Genomic DNA, 16,426 nt, shown 5'->3' on the forward strand with positions numbered 1-16,426 from the left:
CACCAATCCCTTGTGGGAGCGAGCCTGCTCGCGAAAGCGGTCATCCAGCCGCCATTGATGTATCTGATCCACCGCCTTCGCGAGCAGGCTCGCTCCCACAGGGATATTTGCCAGTAGCTTTAATTCGCCTTGCGCAATGCCGCATGCTGCGGATTGAACGTCCACACCGCCAGCAACGCAAACACCAGGCTCAGACCCACGCACACCGACATTGCCAGCAGGTTGAATTGCCCATACAGGGCGAAGCGCACCAGCTCCACGCCGTGGGTGAACGGGTTCACCGCGCACAGCCAGTACAACCACGGACTGGCCTCGAGCATTTTCCACAGCGGGTACAGCGCCGAAGACAGGAAAAACATCGGGAAGATGACGAAGTTCATCACCCCGGCGAAGTTCTCCAACTGGCGGATCGCATTGGACAGCAACAAGCCGAGGGCACTGAGCATCAGGGCCATCAGCAGCAATGCCGGAAGCGCCAGCAGCAGGCCCGTGGCCGGAGGCTGGACGCCATACAACCAGGCGATGGCGAGAAAGGCATAGACCTGCAACAGCGAGATCAGCGAAGTCGCGAGCAACTTGCTCGCCAACAGGAAGGCCCGGGGCAGGGGGCTGGTGAGCAGTACGCGCATGCTGCCCATTTCCCGGTCATAGACCATCGACAGTGAGCCCTGCATGCCGTTGAACAGCAGGATCATGCAGGCCAGCCCCGGCACGATGTACACCTCATAAGGAATGTAGGTGTCGTAGGGCGCGATGATCGCAATGCCCAGGGCGGCCCGGAAGCCGGCGGCGAACACCAGCAGCCACAACAACGGCCGCACCAGGGCGCTGAGCAACCGAGTGCGTTGCAACACGAAGCGCAGCCATTCGCGCATCACGATGCCGCTGAAACATTGCCAATACGCATTCATGCGGCCACTCCCGAGGCGGTCAATCGATCGAAGGCCGAGCCGAGGCTGCCGCCATGTTCCAGGCTCACCGCCTCGGCGCGACCGCTGGCGACCAGCCGCCCCTGATGCACGATAAGCAAGTCATCGCGAGGCTGCACTTCGTCCAGCAGGTGCGTGGTCCAGAGCACGCTGATGCCCTGTTCGCGGCACAGTTGGCGGATATGCTCTCCAAGGGCCTGACGGCTGGCCGGATCGAGGCCGACACTCGGCTCATCGAGCAATAACAGGCGCGGCTCGTGCAGCAGCGCGCGGGCAATTTCCACCCGGCGCCGATGCCCGCCGTTGAGGTTGCGCACCCGCTCGTGACGCCGTTCGGTCAGGTGCTGGCGAGCCAGTTCGAGCTCAATCCGGACGTCAGCCTGGCGCCGGGCAAAGCCGTGCAGCGCGAGGTGATAACGCAGGTTCTGTTCGACGCTCAGGTCCAGGTCCAGGGTGCTTTGCTGGAACACCACCCCCAACTGGCGCAAGGCCTGTCGCGGCGCGCCCTGCAACGAGTGGCCGCCGACCCGGATCTCGCCGCGTTGCACGTCGTACAGGCGCGTCAGCAAGGCAATCAGCGTCGACTTGCCGGCACCGTTGGGCCCGAGCAGCGCGGCGAAGCGTCCGGCGGGCAGGCTGAAGCTGATCTGGCGCAGGGCTTCGCGCGCGCCGTAGGCAAAGCTCAGGTCGCTGACCTCCAAGGCGTTCATGGCGTGACCACCACGCCCCACGGATAACGTCCGACTTTCACCGACTTGAGCACCTTGCGGCTCTGCACGTCGATCACCGAGACATCGCCGCTGACGCCATTGGTTGCCAGCAGTTGCTTCTGGTCCGGGGTGAATGCCAACTGCCAGACCCGTCGACCCACCAGCAGGTAATCCAGCACTTCGAAGGTTTGCGCGTCGATCACCGCGACATGGTTGGCCGGGCCCAGGGCGACGAATGCCAGCTTGCCGTCGGCGCTGAGCTTGATGCCCACCGGTTGGACCTTGTCCGGGTGCACGCCCTTGATCTGGAAGGTCAGGGTCTTGAGTACCTGGCGGGTGGCGACGTCGAGAATGCTCAAGGTGCCGCCGATCTCGGCCGAGGCCCAGAGCTGCATACCGTCGCGGTTGAATTCGACGAAGCGCGGCCGCTGGTCCACCAGGGTGTTGTCGGCCAATGTCTGGGTGCTGGTGTCGATCCAGTGCAGCATATTGGTGGTCTCGCTGGTGTTGACCGCCCACTTGCCATCGGGACTGACGGCCATGCCTTCGGGCTCGACGCCCACAGCGATCTGGCCGAGCACTTCGGAGGTTTCGGTGTCGATCACCGTGACCAGGGCATCGTCTTCGTTGGAGACATAGAGCCAACGATCGTTGGGGTGCAGGGCGAACTGTTCGGGGTCCTTGCCGGAGGGCAACTCCTTGATGATCTTGCGGGTGGCAACGTCCATCACCTGGACGCGATCCGAATCGCTGGCGCAGATGTACAGCAGGCGATTGTCATGGGACAGCAGCAGACCCCGAGGGCGCTGGCCCACCGGCAGGGTGTCGACGACTTCCAGGCTCTGCATATCGATCAGGCTCAGGCTGTTGTCTTTCTCGTTGGAGACCCAGGCGACGGCGGCGACGGCAGGGCCCGCCGCGATCAACGCAGCGCCGAAGGCGAGGATCTGGTAAAGCAGGGAGCGGCGCATGGCGTTTTCCTTGTTGTTGTTATTGATCAGGGGTAGCGGCAGCTGACTTCGGGCCGGTCGTAGCCCAAGCTGTCCATTTCATTGCTGGGGTGCAGGAACCCGTCCTGGGGCGAGGTACTGACCAGGGCGCGTGGCTGGACCAGCGCAATGGGTTGGCGCAATTGGCCGTTCCAGGGGCGATAGCTGAGCTTGCGGCCCTTGAAACCGTCGAGCGGCAGTTGGTCGCCGAGGGCCAGTTGGCGGATGGCGAACGGGTCATCCCGACGCAGTTTGCCGACGGCGGCGGCGATGCTGCGCACGGCGATCCAGGCGGCGAAGTCGCGGTCGTTCATCCAGCGCCCGGCCAAGGCTTCGAAGCGTTTTTGCAACTGCGCCGCACCGTAGGTCTCGACGGTCTTGTGCCAGCCGGTCGGGGTCAGTCCCTGGGTGCCGGCTACGGGGCGCGGGTACCACGTCTGGTAGGGCACGTACTCGCCAAAATCGCCGCGCTCGTCGGCCACCAGCACCACGTCGTATTCGGCGGTCTGGGTGAACAACGGCATGTCGGCCTGGGCACTGCGGCGCTGGTCGTTGTCGAACTGCCAGGGTTTCTCGGCGACGATCTTCATGCCGAAACGCTTCATGGCCCGGCGCAGTGCGGCGGCGTAGGCCTGGTCTGCGGGTGTCTGGCCGACGATCAGCAAGGCGCGCTGCCATTTGCGCACAACGCTGAACTGGATCAGCGCATCGGCGAGTGTCGCCCGATCAGGCAGGGTGTGCAGCACGTTGCCCAGGCAGTCGCTCGTGCGCAGGCTGTCGTCGGGGCTGCCGGCGTTGAACAGCAGGCTGTCGGGCAGGGCGGCGCTGAGCTGGCGCAGGCTGGTAGCGGGTGCATTCACCACGAACAGCCGCAGGCCCCGATCGTGCTGGGCGCGGGCGGCCTGGAGCAGCGCTTCGGGGCTGTCTACGCTGGCGCTTTCGAGGCGGTAGTCGTGCTGGAGAAAACGTCCGGTGCTGTTGCTGTCGACAATCGCCAGCTCGGCGCCGCGCAACCCGGCATCGGTGGGTTCGGCGATCACATTGGACAGCAGCGGGCCGGGATCGGGGCGATAACCCAGGTAGCCGATGCGCACTTGCAACGCCACGGCATCGCCGGCCTGAGCGGTGGTCGTAGCCAGCAGATAAACCAGGGCAAAACGTGCGAGCCGGCGCATGACATCCTCCATTGCAGGTAGCGCCAGCATAGGAAGGCCACGAGCGCGGGGAAATATGCAGAAAGTACCGCCGGGGCAGTACCAAGGTAGTAGCTCGGCGCGGGCGTCGGGGTTTTAGGATGGCGATAACGTCATTCATCAGGGAGCGGACGGATCGTGCGGATACTCAAGACGCTGCTGCTGCCGTTGTTGCTGATCCTGAGCTTGATCGGGGTTAGTCGCCCCCCATCTTTACCGGTGGGAGCGAGCCTGCTCGCGAATACGGCGGCCCAGCCACCCATGACGTCGCCTGGGCGACCGCTTTCGCGAGCAGGCTCGCTCCCACAGGGGGCCGGTGTCCCACAGGAGGCCGGTGTTCCACACGGGGCCGGTGTGGACAAAGGATCGGGGCGCTAGCCATGTCCGCCCTCTGGCGAATCAACCTCTGGGTCACGGTGTTCTTTGCCCTGGTCGCCGTGGCCTGCGCAACGCTGCTGCTGCACCAGGCCACCGCCGATGTGCAGCGCGAACTGCAATCGGCCGAGTCGGTGGTGCATTACCTGCGCGAAACCGCCGAGCGAGACCCGACCAGCCTGCAATCGCGGCTCACCGGCAGCCTGCGTCACGTGCGGGTGCATTGGCTGGCGCCTGGGGAGAATGCCCCGGCGAACGATCCCGGGTTGCAGGCCTGGCTGGGTCGCCAACTGTTGGCCGAAGGCCCGGTTGCGCAGATGGTGGTCCTGCAGGATGGGCGTCGGGCCTGGATCGCTGTCGACCCACGGGATGAAATCGACGAGATCCTCGATTCCCTGGCGCAACTGTTCGGCGTCTGCCTGATGGCACTCTTCGTCAGTTTGCTGGTGATTCGCTGGGCGGTGCGCCGGGGCGTGCGTTTGCTGGATGAATTGCTCCACGCGATGCGCCAGGTGTCCGCCGGGGACTTGCAGGTCAGCCTGCGCACCGAAGGCGTTTCGGAAGCCCAGCAGTTGGCAGAGCATTTCAATCGGATGACCGCCGCGCTGGCCCAGACCCGCGCGGACAACGCCCGGCTGACCCGGGCACTGCTGGCAGTGCAGGAGCAGGAGCGCACGCGCCTGGCGCAGACGCTGCACGATGACCTCGGCCAATACGTGGCCGGTATTCGCGCACGGGCCTGTCTGCTGCGCCTGCTCATCCATCAGCCGCCAGCCTTGGAGCAGACGGCAAACGAACTGGAAGAACACTGCGATCACCTGCAAAAAGGCTTTCGCGCGTTGGTCCACGACTTGTATCCGGTGGTGTTGCAGCACCTGCCATTGTGCGAGGCAATCGGGCTGCTCGCGAGGCAGTGGCAGGACAGACACGGGATCGCCTGTCAGTTGCGAGTCGATGGAGCGTCGCCGTCGATAACCGGGCCTGACAAGGCACACCTCTATCGCCTGTTGCAGGAAGCACTGACCAACATCTCCCGGCATGCCAACGCCAGTCAGGTACGGATTCGCTTGCAGCACCGCAGCGGCCGCCTGCGCCTGCTGGTGCGCGATAACGGACGTGGCGCGCAGCAACCGGCCCGGGCGGGTGTTGGCCTGCATTCGATGGCCGAACGGGCCCGCAGCCTCGGCGGTGAGCTGCGCATCATCAGCCAGCCCGGCGCCGGGTGGGCGCTGGCCTTGAACATTCCCCTGGAGGCTTCATGAACATCTTGTTGGTGGACGATCACGCTGTGGTTCGGCAAGGTTACGCCAGCCTGTTGCGAGCGCTGATGCCGGAACTGCTGGTGCGCGAAGCGGCCTCCGGCGAAGAAGCGTTGAGCCAGGTGCAGGAACAGGTGCCGAACCTGGTGATCATGGACTTCAGCCTGCCGGGCATCAGCGGCCTGGAAACCACCCGCCGCCTGCGTCAACGCTTGCCGCAACTGCGCGTGCTGTTTTTCAGCATGCACGACGAACTGCCATTGGTGCGCCAGGCGCTGGACGCCGGCGCAGCGGGTTACCTGACCAAAAACTCGGCACCGCAGATATTGCTGGAGGCGGTGCGCCGGGTGCTGGCCGGCCATGCCTATATCGAGCAGACCCTGGCGACCCAATTGGCCTGCGCCAGCACCCGGCCCGATGCGGACCCGCGCCTGCAATCGATGACCCAACGCGAACTGGAGATCTTCGTCATGCTCGCCAGGGGCACCCCGGCGCGGACCATCGCCGAACAGCTGTGCATCAGCGCCAAGACCGTGTCCAACCATCTGACGCTGCTCAAGAGCAAGCTGCAGGTCAGCTCCCATGCCGAACTGGTCCACCTGGGAATCGATATGGGCGTGGTGCGCGTGGCTGGGTGAAATGCTGATCCGTGGCGAGGGAGCTTGCTCCCGCTGGGCTGCGAAGCAGCCCCAACAAGCTCGATTCAATGAACCTGACATTCCGAGGTGTCTGGTTTTGGGGGCGCTTCGCACCCCAGCGGGAGCAAGCTCCCTCGCCACGGTCTCAGTGATCCCAACTTGTGGGGCAACCGATGCAGTCCTGCATATTCGCATCCTGGAAATTCCCGTAATGCTGGCGCGAGCCACTCAGGTTGGCCTGTTCCAGGTTGCTTTCAGCGAGCTTGACCTCTTGCAGGTTGGCATCGCGCAGGTCGGCGCCCTTGAGGTCGGCCTTGCTCAGCCAGGCCATCTCCAGGTCGGCGGCTTGCAGGTTGGCCTCGTGCAAGCGAGCCCCGGACAAACGGGCGAATTGAAGGTAGGCACCGCTCAAGTCGGCCCGCTGGAATTGCGCGCCCTGGGCAAACAGCCCCCAACCCTGGATCGCCTTGAGCGTGGCGCCGCTGAAATCCGCCAGGCGCAGGTTGCTCTGTTGCAGGCTGGCACGGTTCAGGTTGGCGCCCTGGAGCTGCGCCTTCTCAAGGTTGGCCAGGTCCAGCCGCGCATGACGCAGGTCGGCATCGCGCAAGTCGGCACCGGCGAGATTCATCTTGCGCAGGTCCTGGCTCGCCAGGTTGGCGCCCCACAGGTTGGCGCCGGGGCATTGGCTGGATTCGGCGATGAGGCAGCCGTTGATGGTCAGTGGGGTGTCGGGTTCGTCGGCATGGGCAATGGCGCCAACGAACAGAAATAGAAGCGGCAAGAATTTCATGTCAGGAACTCGGTCAATTGTGGGAGCGAGCCTGCTCGCGAAAGCGGTGGTTCAGCCTGTATTGATATTGACTGGCACCGGGCTTTCGCGAGCAGGCTCGCTCCCACAGGGGTTGTGGTGGGGGCAGGGCTCAGGTTGGGTCAGGGTTATTTCTGCGCCGTTGCTTTATCCCAACTCGGAATCTTGAACACCCAGAACGACCCGCCCTGGGCCACCGGTTTGGTCAGTTCGGCCATGTCGCCGCCCCACAACGGCACGGCGCCGCCATAACCGACGGTCACGCCGATGTACTGCTCGCCGTCCTGTTCCCAGGTGATGGGCGGGGAGACGATGCCGCTGCCGGTCTGGAACTTCCACAGCTCCTTGCCGGTTTTCGCGTCGAAGGCCTTGAAGAAGCCGTCACCGGTGCCGGTGAACACCAGGTTGCCCTTGGTCGCCAGCACTCCGGCCCACAACGGCAGCGGCTCCTTGTGTTCCCACACCACCTTGCCGGTGGTGGGGTTCATCGCCCGCAGGCTGCCGACGTGATCGTCGTACATGCGCTTGATGCGAAAACCCATGCCCAGGTAGGCCGAGCCTTTTTTGTAGCTGACCTCCTCGGTCCAGTACTCCTCCTTCCACTGGTTGCCCGGCACGTAGAACAGCCCGGTGTCCTGGCTGTAAGCCATGGGGTTCCAGTTTTTTCCACCCAGGAACGGCGGCGAGACCTCCACCGGTTTGCCCTTGGTTTCGCCTGGCAACGGCTTGGCCGGACGCTGGCCGGGGTTCTCCACGGGACGCCCGGTCTTCAGGTCGATGTGGCTGGCCCAGGTGATGTTGTCGACGAAGGGGAAAGCGTTCTGCAGCTTGCCGTTGTTGCGATCCACCACGTAGAAAAAACCGTTGCGGTCGGCGTGGGCGGTGGCCTTCACCTGTTTGCCGTCCTTGTCCTTGTAGTCGAACAGCACCAGCTCGTTGTTGCCGGAGAAATCCCAGGCGTCATTGGGCGTGTGCTGGTAGAACCACTTCACTTCGCCAGTGCTTGGATCGACTCCCACCTGGCCCGAGGTGTAGAGGCTGTCGTAGTCATGCGGGTTGCCGTCCTTGGCGGTGCGCGCCCAGGTGTTCCACGGGCCGGGGTTGCCCGCGCCGACGATGATGGTGTTGGTCTCGGGGTCGAAACTGGCGCTCTGCCAAGGCGCGCCGCCACCGTGGCTCCAGGCCTCGACCTTGCCGGTCTCGGTGGTTTTGTCGTCAGGCCAGGAGGGCGCCTTGACGTCGCCGGTCGGCGTGCTGCCCTTGCCATTGAGGCGGCCCATGTGGCCTTCGACAAACGGCCGCATCCAGACTTCTTCACCGGTGTCCGGGTCGCGGGCGAACAGTTGCCCGACGACACCGAACTCGTCGCCGGAGCTGCCGTGGATCAGCAGGACCTTGCCGCTTGCCTTGTCCTTGATCAGCACTGGGGCGCCGGTCATGGTGTAGCCGCCGGCGTGGTCGCCGAATTTCTTGTTCCAGACCACCTTGCCGGTGTTCTTGTCCAGGGCAACCACCCGTGCGTCCAGAGTCCCGAAGTAGATCTTGTCGCCATAAATGGCCGCACCACGGTTCACCACATCGCAGCACGGCCGGATGTTGTCCGGCAGGCGGTGGTTGTAGGTCCACAGGCGTTTGCCGGTCCGGGCGTCGAGGGCGAACACCCGGGAGTAGGAGCCGGTGACATACACCACGCCGTCGCTGACGATCGCCTGGGATTCCTGGCCGCGTTGTTTTTCGTCACCGAACGAGTAGGACCAGGCCGGGGTGAGCTTGAACACGTTCTTGTCGTTGACCTGGGCCAGCGGACTCCAGCGCTGGGCGTTGGTGCCCATGCCGTACTGCAGCACGTCCTTCGTCGTCAGGTGATCGTTGGCAATGTCTTCCCAGGTCACGGCGGCGTGCGCCTGCGGCCCCAGGGACAGGCCGCCGGCGAGCAGCAAGGCAACGCTCAGGGAGGAGAGGGCAGGTAGCGTTTTTATTGTCATGGTGGGATTTCCCAGTGAGGTTTTGGCCTGACTAGGGTCGGTCTCGCAAGCTTTGTCCGATACGGAAAAAGTCCCGCCCTTGCCGGGAAGACTTCCCAAAGCGCCTGTCTTTGCGACTTGCGTCGTATGGCCCGCTACCAAGGAACTAGACCCCGGCCACCAAAGCAGCATTCGGCCGGCGGCGGGCGCTTCCTAAGATGACGGCACGGCCTCTGTGAAGAGGTCTTGCGTGCAATTTCGAGGGCATAACAATGACAACAAAACGCAACGCCATCATCGCTACCGCATTGCTGATAGGGCTGACTGGCGCAGGCTCGGCGTGGGCCCATGGCAACGTAGTGCCCCAGGCAGTGGAAACCCAAGGGCTAACGCCGATCAAGGACACCAACCTGCCGTTGGATGCCGACGGCTGGGCGGCACAGAACCCGTATCGCAATTCTCCCGAACGCGAAAAAGCCGTGGAGATCGGCGCCTCGGCCTACAACCAGAACTGCGCGGCCTGCCATGGCCTTGAGGCCAAGTCCGGCGGTATTGCCCCGGATTTGCGCATGCTTGACGCCGCCGAGGCTGGCGATGAATGGTTTGTCGAACGCGTGCGCCATGGCGCGGTGCGCGATGGCCGGGTGTATATGCCGAAAATGGCCGATTACCTGAGCCAGGAAGCGCTGTGGGCGGTGCGTACCTACCTGGACAGCGTGCACGTCGAGGAGTAATTGCCATGCGCCTGTTCGCGTGGGTGATGTGCAGCCTGCTGTTGTGTGGCCAGGCGGTGCAGGCGCAGGTGCGCAGCTATGACCAGATGATTGCCGCCCGTGAATTGAAGGTCGCGGTCTACAAGGACTTCGCTCCCTACAGCTTTGAAGACCAGGGCCAGCCGCGGGGCGTTGACGTGGAGCTGGCGCAGGCCCTGGCCAAGGCTCTGGGCGTACGGCTGAAATTGCTCTGGGCACCGCCCGGCGAAAAGCTCGACGACGACTTGCGCGACTACATCTGGCGCAGCAGTCCGCTGCACGATCGACAACTGGCCGATCTGATGATGCGAGTGCCTTATGACCATGACTATGTACAAAGGCGCAACGACATTGGCGAGCTGGAGAACGCCCAGGTCGTGATGTTCGGTCCGTATCAGCAGGAATGCTGGCAAGTGGCGTACGACCGGCGTCGACTGGACTCGGTGGGCAGCGTTGCGGTGTTCCAGCAACACCCCATTGGCGTTGAAGTCGACAGCGTGCCGTCGTTCTACCTGACGTCCGTGTTCAACGGCATGCTCAGTGCCAAGACCCGCCATTATCCCAGCGTTGCCAAGGCGTTCGGGGCCATGCAGGCCGGGGAGGTCGATGCCGTCATGGCGATGCGCGGGGAAATCGACTGGCAAGTGCACCGGACGGCTGATCCGCAATTGGCCCTGGCAGAGAACGCCTATCCGAACATGGGCAAGCAGCGCTGGGAAATCGGCATGGCCGTGCACGAAAGCAACCGGCAACTGGCCTATGCGGTGGAGGAAGCCTTGGAAGCGTTGATCCGCGACGGCAGCCTCAAGGCCGTGTATGCCCGCTATGGCCTGCGCTACGAAGTGCCGGACATGTATCAATAGGAGCGCAGCGATGACCTGGCGAGCGTGGGGCCTGCTGTGGTGTTGCCTGCCGTTGATGGCAAGCGCGATCGAGCCGGGAAAGGACCCGGTGCCTTCCGTGATGTGGGCTTTTTATCACAAGCAACTACTGGCAGACGCGCCGTTCGTGTTCGACCAGCGAGTCCGGCTGCTGGCGCCACCGTTTGCCGAAGACGCGCGCCAGGTGCCGCTGGAAATCGATGCCCGCGCCTTTACCGGCGACGTCGTGCGTATATTGGCCTGGGCCGAACTGAACCCGCTGCCGAAGATTGTCGACTTCCAGCCCACGGAACGGGTGCTGCCCTGGCTGTCGATCCGTATTCGCATCGAGCAAGCCACTCCATTGCGTGCGGCGGTGCAAACCCGCGACGGGCTGTGGCACGTCGGTTCGACGCTGATCGACGCGGCGGGTGGCGGCTGCACCGCGCCCAGCGTCGTGCGCACCCAACCGGGTTGGGAGGAGCACTTGGGCGAAGTGCTGGGCGGTCGCTACCCGCGGGGCGATTCGAGTCGCCTGCGTCTGCAGGTTGCCCACCCCATGGACAACGGCCTGGTCAGCGGCATCCCGGAGTTTTTCATCAACCAGGCTCGGCTGCTGGATGCCGACGGCAAGCTGTTGGCGCGCCTGGAGCTGTTTCCGGCGGTCAGCGAAAACCCCTCCCTGGGCTTCGACATCCAGGGCCCGGGACAGACCCGCCTGTTGCTGCGCGACAACAGCGGCAACGAGTTCGAAGCTGCCATTCCCTGACCACAAGGAGCACGCCATGCGCTGGTTGTTGCTGATCTGTCTTGGGCTGTGCCTGCCGGCCTGGTCCGCCACCGAGTATTCGCTCAAGCCACGGCAGATCGCCGAGGGCACGTGGCTGCTGGAAGGCAGCACGGATAATTTTGCCAAGGCCAACGGCGGCAATATCGTCAATACTGCGCTCATCGTCACCGAGGCCGGCGTGGTGGTCATCGACACCGGACCGTCAAAGCGCTACGGCGAGGCGCTGCGCCAGGCCATCGCCGCAACGACTGACAAGCCGGTGGCTCAGGTGCTGCTGACTCATCATCACCCTGACCATGTGCTAGGCAACCAGGCCTTCAGCGATGTGCCCATCGGGGCGCTGCCCGGCACCACCGATCTGCTGCGACAGCAGGGCGACGCGATGGCGGAAAACATGTACCGGCTGGTGGGCGACTGGATGCGCGGCACCGAGGTGGTGCTGCCGACGCAGGCGTTGAGCCCCGGCACTCTGCAGGTGGGTGAGCATTCGTTGCGCTTGCTGGCGCTGGCCGGGCATACCGGGGCGGACCTGGCGATACTTGATGAAACCACGGGCGTGCTGTTCGCCGGCGACCTGGTGTTTTATGAGCGAGCGCTGACCACCCCGAACAGCCCCGGCCTTGAGGTATGGCTCAAGGATCTGGATATGTTGGAGGGCCTGCCATGGAAGCAGATCGTGCCGGGTCATGGTCCGGTGACGGCGGATGCCCGGCCATTCGCGCAGATGCGCGACTACCTCGGCTGGCTCGACCAACTGATGCGCGACGGCGCGGCCCGGGGCGACGACATGGCCGAGATGATCCGCAGCCCCATCCCCGAGCGCTTCGCCGCGATCAGCCTGAGCCGGTATGAATTGATTCGCAGCGTCAGCCATCTTTACCCGCGTTACGAGCGGGCGGGGATGAGGCGGGTGGACACCCAAAACCCTGACTGATCACTCATCCCCGTGGCGAGGGAGCTTGCTCCCGCTGGGCTGCGCAGCAGCCCTTCTGTTGTCACCCTGGTTATCAATGTTGACCGGCTATCTTAGGGCCGCTGCGCGCCCCAGCGGGAGCAAGCTCCCTCGCCACGGGGGTATTTGTTTACTCCACATGTACCAAGGAACTAGAAAACTCAACATTGCGGGCAATTGTTGGCGACGGCGCCGAGCCCAAGAATCTGTGGCAGACCGGGAAAATTTCCCGGGTATAACAATAACCGCAGAGGTAGCCGTCATGACTCATCCCGCACGTCGCCAATCCTTCGCCGCGAGCCTGCTGCTCAGTGCCATGCTGCTGTCCGGCTCGGCCTTGGCCGCCGTGACCGACCAGGAAATTCTCCAGGACCCGAAAAACCCGCAGCAAATCGTGACCAACGGCCTCGGTGTGCAGGGCCAGCGCTATAGCCCGCTCGACACGCTCAATGTGAACAACGTCAAGGACCTGCGGCCGGTCTGGGCGTTTTCCTTCGGCGGCGAAAAGCAGCGCGGCCAGCAGGCCCAGCCGATGATCAAGGACGGGGTGATGTACCTCACCGGCTCCTATTCACGGGTGTTCGCGGTGGACGCACGCACCGGCAAGAAACTCTGGCAATACGATGCGCGCCTGCCCGATGACATCCGTCCCTGCTGCGACGTGATCAACCGTGGCGTGGCGCTGTATGGCGACCTGGTGTTCTTCGGCACGCTGGACGCCAAGCTGGTGGCCTTGAACAAGGACACCGGCAAGGTGGTGTGGAGCAAAAAAGTCGCCGACCACAAGGAAGGTTATTCCATCAGCGCCGCGCCCATGGTCGTCAATGGCAAGCTCATCACCGGCGTGGCGGGCGGCGAGTTTGGCGTGGTTGGGCAGATCAGCGCCTTCGACCCGAAAAACGGCGAACTGCTCTGGACGCGGCCGACCGTGGAAGGCCACATGGGCTACGTCTACAAGGACGGCAAGGCCGTGGAGAATGGTATCTCCGGCGGCGAGGCCGGCAAGACCTGGCCCGGCGATCTGTGGAAAACCGGCGGTGCCGCGCCTTGGCTGGGCGGTTACTACGATCCGGAAACCAACCTCCTATTGTTCGGTACCGGCAACCCGGCACCGTGGAACTCCCACCTGCGCCCTGGCGACAACCTCTATTCCTCGTCGCGCCTGGCGCTGAACCCGGACGACGGCACCATCAAGTGGCACTTCCAGAGCACGCCACATGATGGTTGGGACTACGACGGCGTCAATGAACTGATTTCGTTCAACTACAAAGAGGGTGGCAAGGACATCAAGGCGGCGGCGACTGCCGACCGTAATGGTTTCTTCTACGTCCTCGACCGCACCAACGGCAAGTTCATCCGTGGTTTCCCGTTCGTGGACAAAATTACCTGGGCCTCCGGCCTGGACAAGGACGGGCGACCGATCTACGTGGAGTCGAGCCGTCCGGGCGCACCGGGTAGCGAAGCCAAGGGCAGTTCGGTGTTTGTCGCCCCGGCGTTCCTCGGCGCGAAGAACTGGATGCCGATGGCCTATAACCAGGACACCGGTCTGTTCTACGTGCCGTCCAACGAGTGGGGCATGGACATCTGGAACGAGGGCATCGCCTACAAGAAAGGTGCGGCGTTCCTCGGGGCCGGGTTCACCATCAAGCCACTGAACGAGGATTACATCGGCGTGCTGCGGGCCATCGACCCGAAGACCGGCAAGGAAGTCTGGCGCCACAAGAACTTCGCGCCGCTGTGGGGCGGGGTGCTGACCACCAAGGGCAACCTGGTATTCACCGGTACGCCTGAGGGTTTCCTGCAAGCCTTCAACGCGAAGACCGGGGATAAAGTCTGGGAGTTCCAGACCGGTTCCGGCGTGCTCGGCTCGCCGATTACCTGGGAGATGGACGGCGAGCAGTACGTCTCGGTGGTCTCCGGCTGGGGCGGCGCGGTACCGCTGTGGGGCGGCGAGGTGGCCAAGCGGGTGAAGGACTTCAACCAGGGCGGCATGCTCTGGACGTTCAAGTTGCCGAAAGAGCTGGTGGCCAAGCGCTGAGCCAACTTTGGCAGATGTAGATCCTGTGGGAGCGAGCCTGCTCGCGAAGGGGCCAGAACATCCTGCATTGATGTTGACTGATCCGCCGCCTTCGCGAGCAGGCTCGCTCCCACAAACCTACGACCAAATAACGAGAGCGCCCCCTGCCAATGACGCATTCGTCCATCGCGCGGGGCTCTCTACCATCGGCCTATCGCCTGTCCCGCGACAGGCATCGACCAGGCAGAGGCCCATCATGATTTACGCACAACCCGGAACCCCAGGCGCCGTCGTTTCCTTCAAGCCGCGCTATGGCAATTTCATCGGCGGCGAATTCGTTCCGCCGGTCCACGCTGAGTACTTCACCAACACGTCGCCGGTCAACGGCGAAGTCATCGGCGAGTTTCCGCGCTCCAGCGCCGCCGACATCGACAAGGCCCTGGACGCCGCCCATGCCGCTGCCGACGCCTGGGGCAAAACCTCGGTCCAGGATCGCTCCCTGGTGCTGTTGAAAATCGCTGACCGTATCGAGCAGAACCTGGAGCTCCTCGCCGTGAGCGAGACCTGGGACAACGGCAAGGCCGTGCGCGAAACCCTCAATGCCGACGTACCGCTCGCGGCTGACCATTTCCGTTATTTCGCCGGCTGCATCCGCGCCCAGGAGGGTGGGGCCGCCGAAATCAACGAACTGACCACGGCCTACCATTTCCATGAACCGCTGGGCGTGGTCGGGCAAATCATCCCGTGGAACTTCCCGTTGTTGATGGCCGCCTGGAAACTCGCCCCGGCCCTGGCCGCCGGCAACTGCATCGTGCTCAAGCCGGCGGAGCAGACGCCGCTGTCGATCACCGTGTTCGCCGAGCTGATCGCCGACCTGCTGCCAGCCGGCGTCCTGAACATCGTCCACGGCTTCGGCCGCGAAGCCGGTGAAGCCCTGGCCACTAGCAAGCGCATCGCCAAGATCGCCTTCACCGGTTCCACCCCGGTCGGCTCGCACATCATGAAATGCGCCGCCGAAAACATCATCCCGTCCACCGTGGAACTGGGCGGCAAGTCGCCGAACATCTTCTTCGACGACATCATGCAGGCCGAACCGGCGTTCATCGAAAAAGCTGCCGAAGGCCTGGTGCTGGCGTTCTTCAACCAGGGTGAAGTCTGCACCTGCCCATCCCGGGCGCTGGTCCAGGAGTCGATCTATGACGAATTCATGCAAGTGGTGCTGAAGAAGATCCAGCAGATCAAGCGCGGCAACCCGCTGGACACCGAGACCATGGTCGGCGCCCAGGCGTCCGAGCAGCAGTACGACAAGATCCTTTCGTACCTGGACATCGCCCGGGAAGAGGGCGCCGAATTGCTCACCGGCGGCGCGGCGGAACGCCTTGAAGGCGACCTGTCGAGCGGCTATTACATCCAGCCGACCCTGCTCAAGGGCCACAACAAGATGCGCGTGTTCCAGGAAGAAATCTTCGGGCCGGTGGTGGGCGTGACCACCTTCAAGGACGAAGCCGAAGCCCTGGCCATCGCCAACGACACCGAGTTCGGCCTCGGCGCCGGCCTCTGGACCCGCGACATCAACCGCGCCTACCGCATGGGCCGGGCAATCAAGGCCGGACGCGTCTGGACCAACTGCTACCACCTGTACCCGGCGCATGCCGCGTTTGGTGGCTACAAGAAGTCCGGCGTCGGGCGTGAGACGCACAAGATGATGCTCGACCATTATCAGCAGACCAAGAACCTGCTGGTGAGCTATGACGTCAATCCGTTGGGGTTCTTCTGATCCTCGCCGCATCCATTGACTGAGCCCTGTGGCGAGGGAGCTTGCTCCCGCTGGGCCGCGGAAGCGGCCCCCTTCTTCAAGGCAAAGCATTGACTTTGTAGCGGCTATTTTTGGGGCTGCTGCGCAGCCCAGCGGGAGCAAGCTCCCTCGCCACGGCAATCGCTGTTGCTAATACCAACGCACCCCGTGCACTCCTTCGAAAGTAGCATTCGGCCCCAGGCCGCCCCCGTGCATTAATGAACCTGCCGGAATCGCCCGGTACAAGAAGAGGAAAGACCCATGTGGACTAAACCCGCGTACACCGACCTGCGTATCGGCTTTGAAGTGACGATGTACTTCGCCAACCGATGAGTGCCGGCCCGGCCTGACGCGTTCGGGCCGGGCTACCCATTGGTCGGATTGCATTCACGGCG

Annotated in this window: 15 protein-coding genes; 9 read left to right on the forward strand and 6 right to left on the reverse strand. The window is 63.7% G+C overall.

The annotated features are described in order from the left end of the window. Window positions 1–119: 119 nt before the first annotated feature. From J3P89_RS11805 to J3P89_RS11820, 4 genes are read right to left on the reverse strand one after another with little or no spacing between them, the layout of a single operon-like run. The gene (locus J3P89_RS11805; protein WP_434697616.1) at window positions 120–911 is read right to left on the reverse strand and encodes an ABC transporter permease; all 792 of its coding nucleotides are present in this window, start codon (window positions 909–911) and stop codon (window positions 120–122) included. Beyond that, entirely contained in the window at window positions 908–1,639 is a 732-nt protein-coding gene (locus J3P89_RS11810) for an ABC transporter ATP-binding protein (RefSeq protein WP_434697617.1), read from the reverse strand. Before J3P89_RS11810 ends, J3P89_RS11805 begins: the two co-directional genes overlap by 4 nt. Then, complete coding sequence (locus tag J3P89_RS11815) at window positions 1,636–2,610, reverse strand: YVTN family beta-propeller repeat protein (protein ID WP_434697618.1); 975 nt, start codon at window positions 2,608–2,610, stop codon at window positions 1,636–1,638. Before J3P89_RS11815 ends, J3P89_RS11810 begins: the two co-directional genes overlap by 4 nt. Window positions 2,611–2,636: 26 nt before the next feature. Further along, window positions 2,637–3,803, reverse strand: a complete 1,167-nt coding sequence (locus tag J3P89_RS11820; RefSeq protein ID WP_434697619.1) for an ABC transporter substrate-binding protein — start codon at window positions 3,801–3,803, stop codon at window positions 2,637–2,639. Between the two features lie 398 nt (window positions 3,804–4,201). Here J3P89_RS11820 and J3P89_RS11825 point away from each other — a divergent pair, with 398 nt between their 5' ends. Further along, window positions 4,202–5,458, forward strand: coding sequence for a histidine kinase (locus J3P89_RS11825; protein ID WP_434697620.1), 1,257 nt, complete (start codon window positions 4,202–4,204; stop codon window positions 5,456–5,458). Beyond that, on the forward strand, window positions 5,455–6,093 hold the full coding sequence (locus tag J3P89_RS11830; RefSeq protein WP_434697621.1) for a response regulator: 639 nt from the start codon (window positions 5,455–5,457) through the stop codon (window positions 6,091–6,093). The genes J3P89_RS11825 and J3P89_RS11830 overlap by 4 nt, the downstream gene beginning before the upstream one ends. A 145-nt stretch (window positions 6,094–6,238) precedes the next feature. Here the strand turns inward: J3P89_RS11830 and J3P89_RS11835 are convergent, their stop codons facing one another. Continuing rightward, complete coding sequence (locus J3P89_RS11835; protein WP_434697622.1) at window positions 6,239–6,883, reverse strand: pentapeptide repeat-containing protein; 645 nt, start codon at window positions 6,881–6,883, stop codon at window positions 6,239–6,241. A gap of 146 nt (window positions 6,884–7,029) precedes the next feature. Continuing rightward, window positions 7,030–8,886, reverse strand: a complete 1,857-nt coding sequence (gene exaA, locus J3P89_RS11840) for a quinoprotein ethanol dehydrogenase (protein WP_434697623.1) — start codon at window positions 8,884–8,886, stop codon at window positions 7,030–7,032. Between the two features lie 251 nt (window positions 8,887–9,137). On the opposite strand from exaA, the gene pedF reads away from it, so the two are divergent. From pedF to pqqA, 7 genes are all read left to right on the forward strand, one after another. Continuing rightward, the gene (gene pedF / locus J3P89_RS11845) at window positions 9,138–9,599 is read left to right on the forward strand and encodes a cytochrome c-550 PedF (RefSeq protein ID WP_305500856.1); all 462 of its coding nucleotides are present in this window, start codon (window positions 9,138–9,140) and stop codon (window positions 9,597–9,599) included. A gap of 5 nt (window positions 9,600–9,604) precedes the next feature. Continuing rightward, entirely contained in the window at window positions 9,605–10,480 is an 876-nt protein-coding gene (locus J3P89_RS11850; protein WP_434697624.1) for a substrate-binding periplasmic protein, read from the forward strand. A gap of 10 nt (window positions 10,481–10,490) precedes the next feature. Then, window positions 10,491–11,246, forward strand: coding sequence for a quinoprotein dehydrogenase-associated SoxYZ-like carrier (locus J3P89_RS11855; RefSeq protein ID WP_434697625.1), 756 nt, complete (start codon window positions 10,491–10,493; stop codon window positions 11,244–11,246). A 16-nt stretch (window positions 11,247–11,262) separates the two neighbouring features. After that, window positions 11,263–12,201: a quinoprotein relay system zinc metallohydrolase 1 gene (locus J3P89_RS11860; RefSeq protein ID WP_434697626.1), complete on the forward strand. Its 939-nt coding sequence runs from the start codon at window positions 11,263–11,265 to the stop codon at window positions 12,199–12,201. Window positions 12,202–12,481: 280 nt separating this feature from the next. After that, window positions 12,482–14,257 carry a PQQ-dependent methanol/ethanol family dehydrogenase gene (locus tag J3P89_RS11865; RefSeq protein ID WP_434697627.1) on the forward strand — a complete coding sequence of 592 codons (1,776 nt, stop codon included), beginning with the start codon at window positions 12,482–12,484 and terminating at the stop codon, window positions 14,255–14,257. Window positions 14,258–14,492: 235 nt separating this feature from the next. Further along, window positions 14,493–16,013, forward strand: a complete 1,521-nt coding sequence (gene exaC / locus J3P89_RS11870; protein ID WP_434697628.1) for an acetaldehyde dehydrogenase ExaC — start codon at window positions 14,493–14,495, stop codon at window positions 16,011–16,013. Between the two features lie 279 nt (window positions 16,014–16,292). Beyond that, window positions 16,293–16,364: a pyrroloquinoline quinone precursor peptide PqqA gene (gene pqqA / locus J3P89_RS11875; RefSeq protein WP_003243383.1), complete on the forward strand. Its 72-nt coding sequence runs from the start codon at window positions 16,293–16,295 to the stop codon at window positions 16,362–16,364. The last annotated feature ends 62 nt before the right edge of the window (window positions 16,365–16,426 follow it).

The organism is Pseudomonas sp. Z1-14, from assembly GCF_051132005.1.
In the GTDB taxonomy this organism is placed as follows: Bacteria; Pseudomonadota; Gammaproteobacteria; order Pseudomonadales; family Pseudomonadaceae; genus Aquipseudomonas.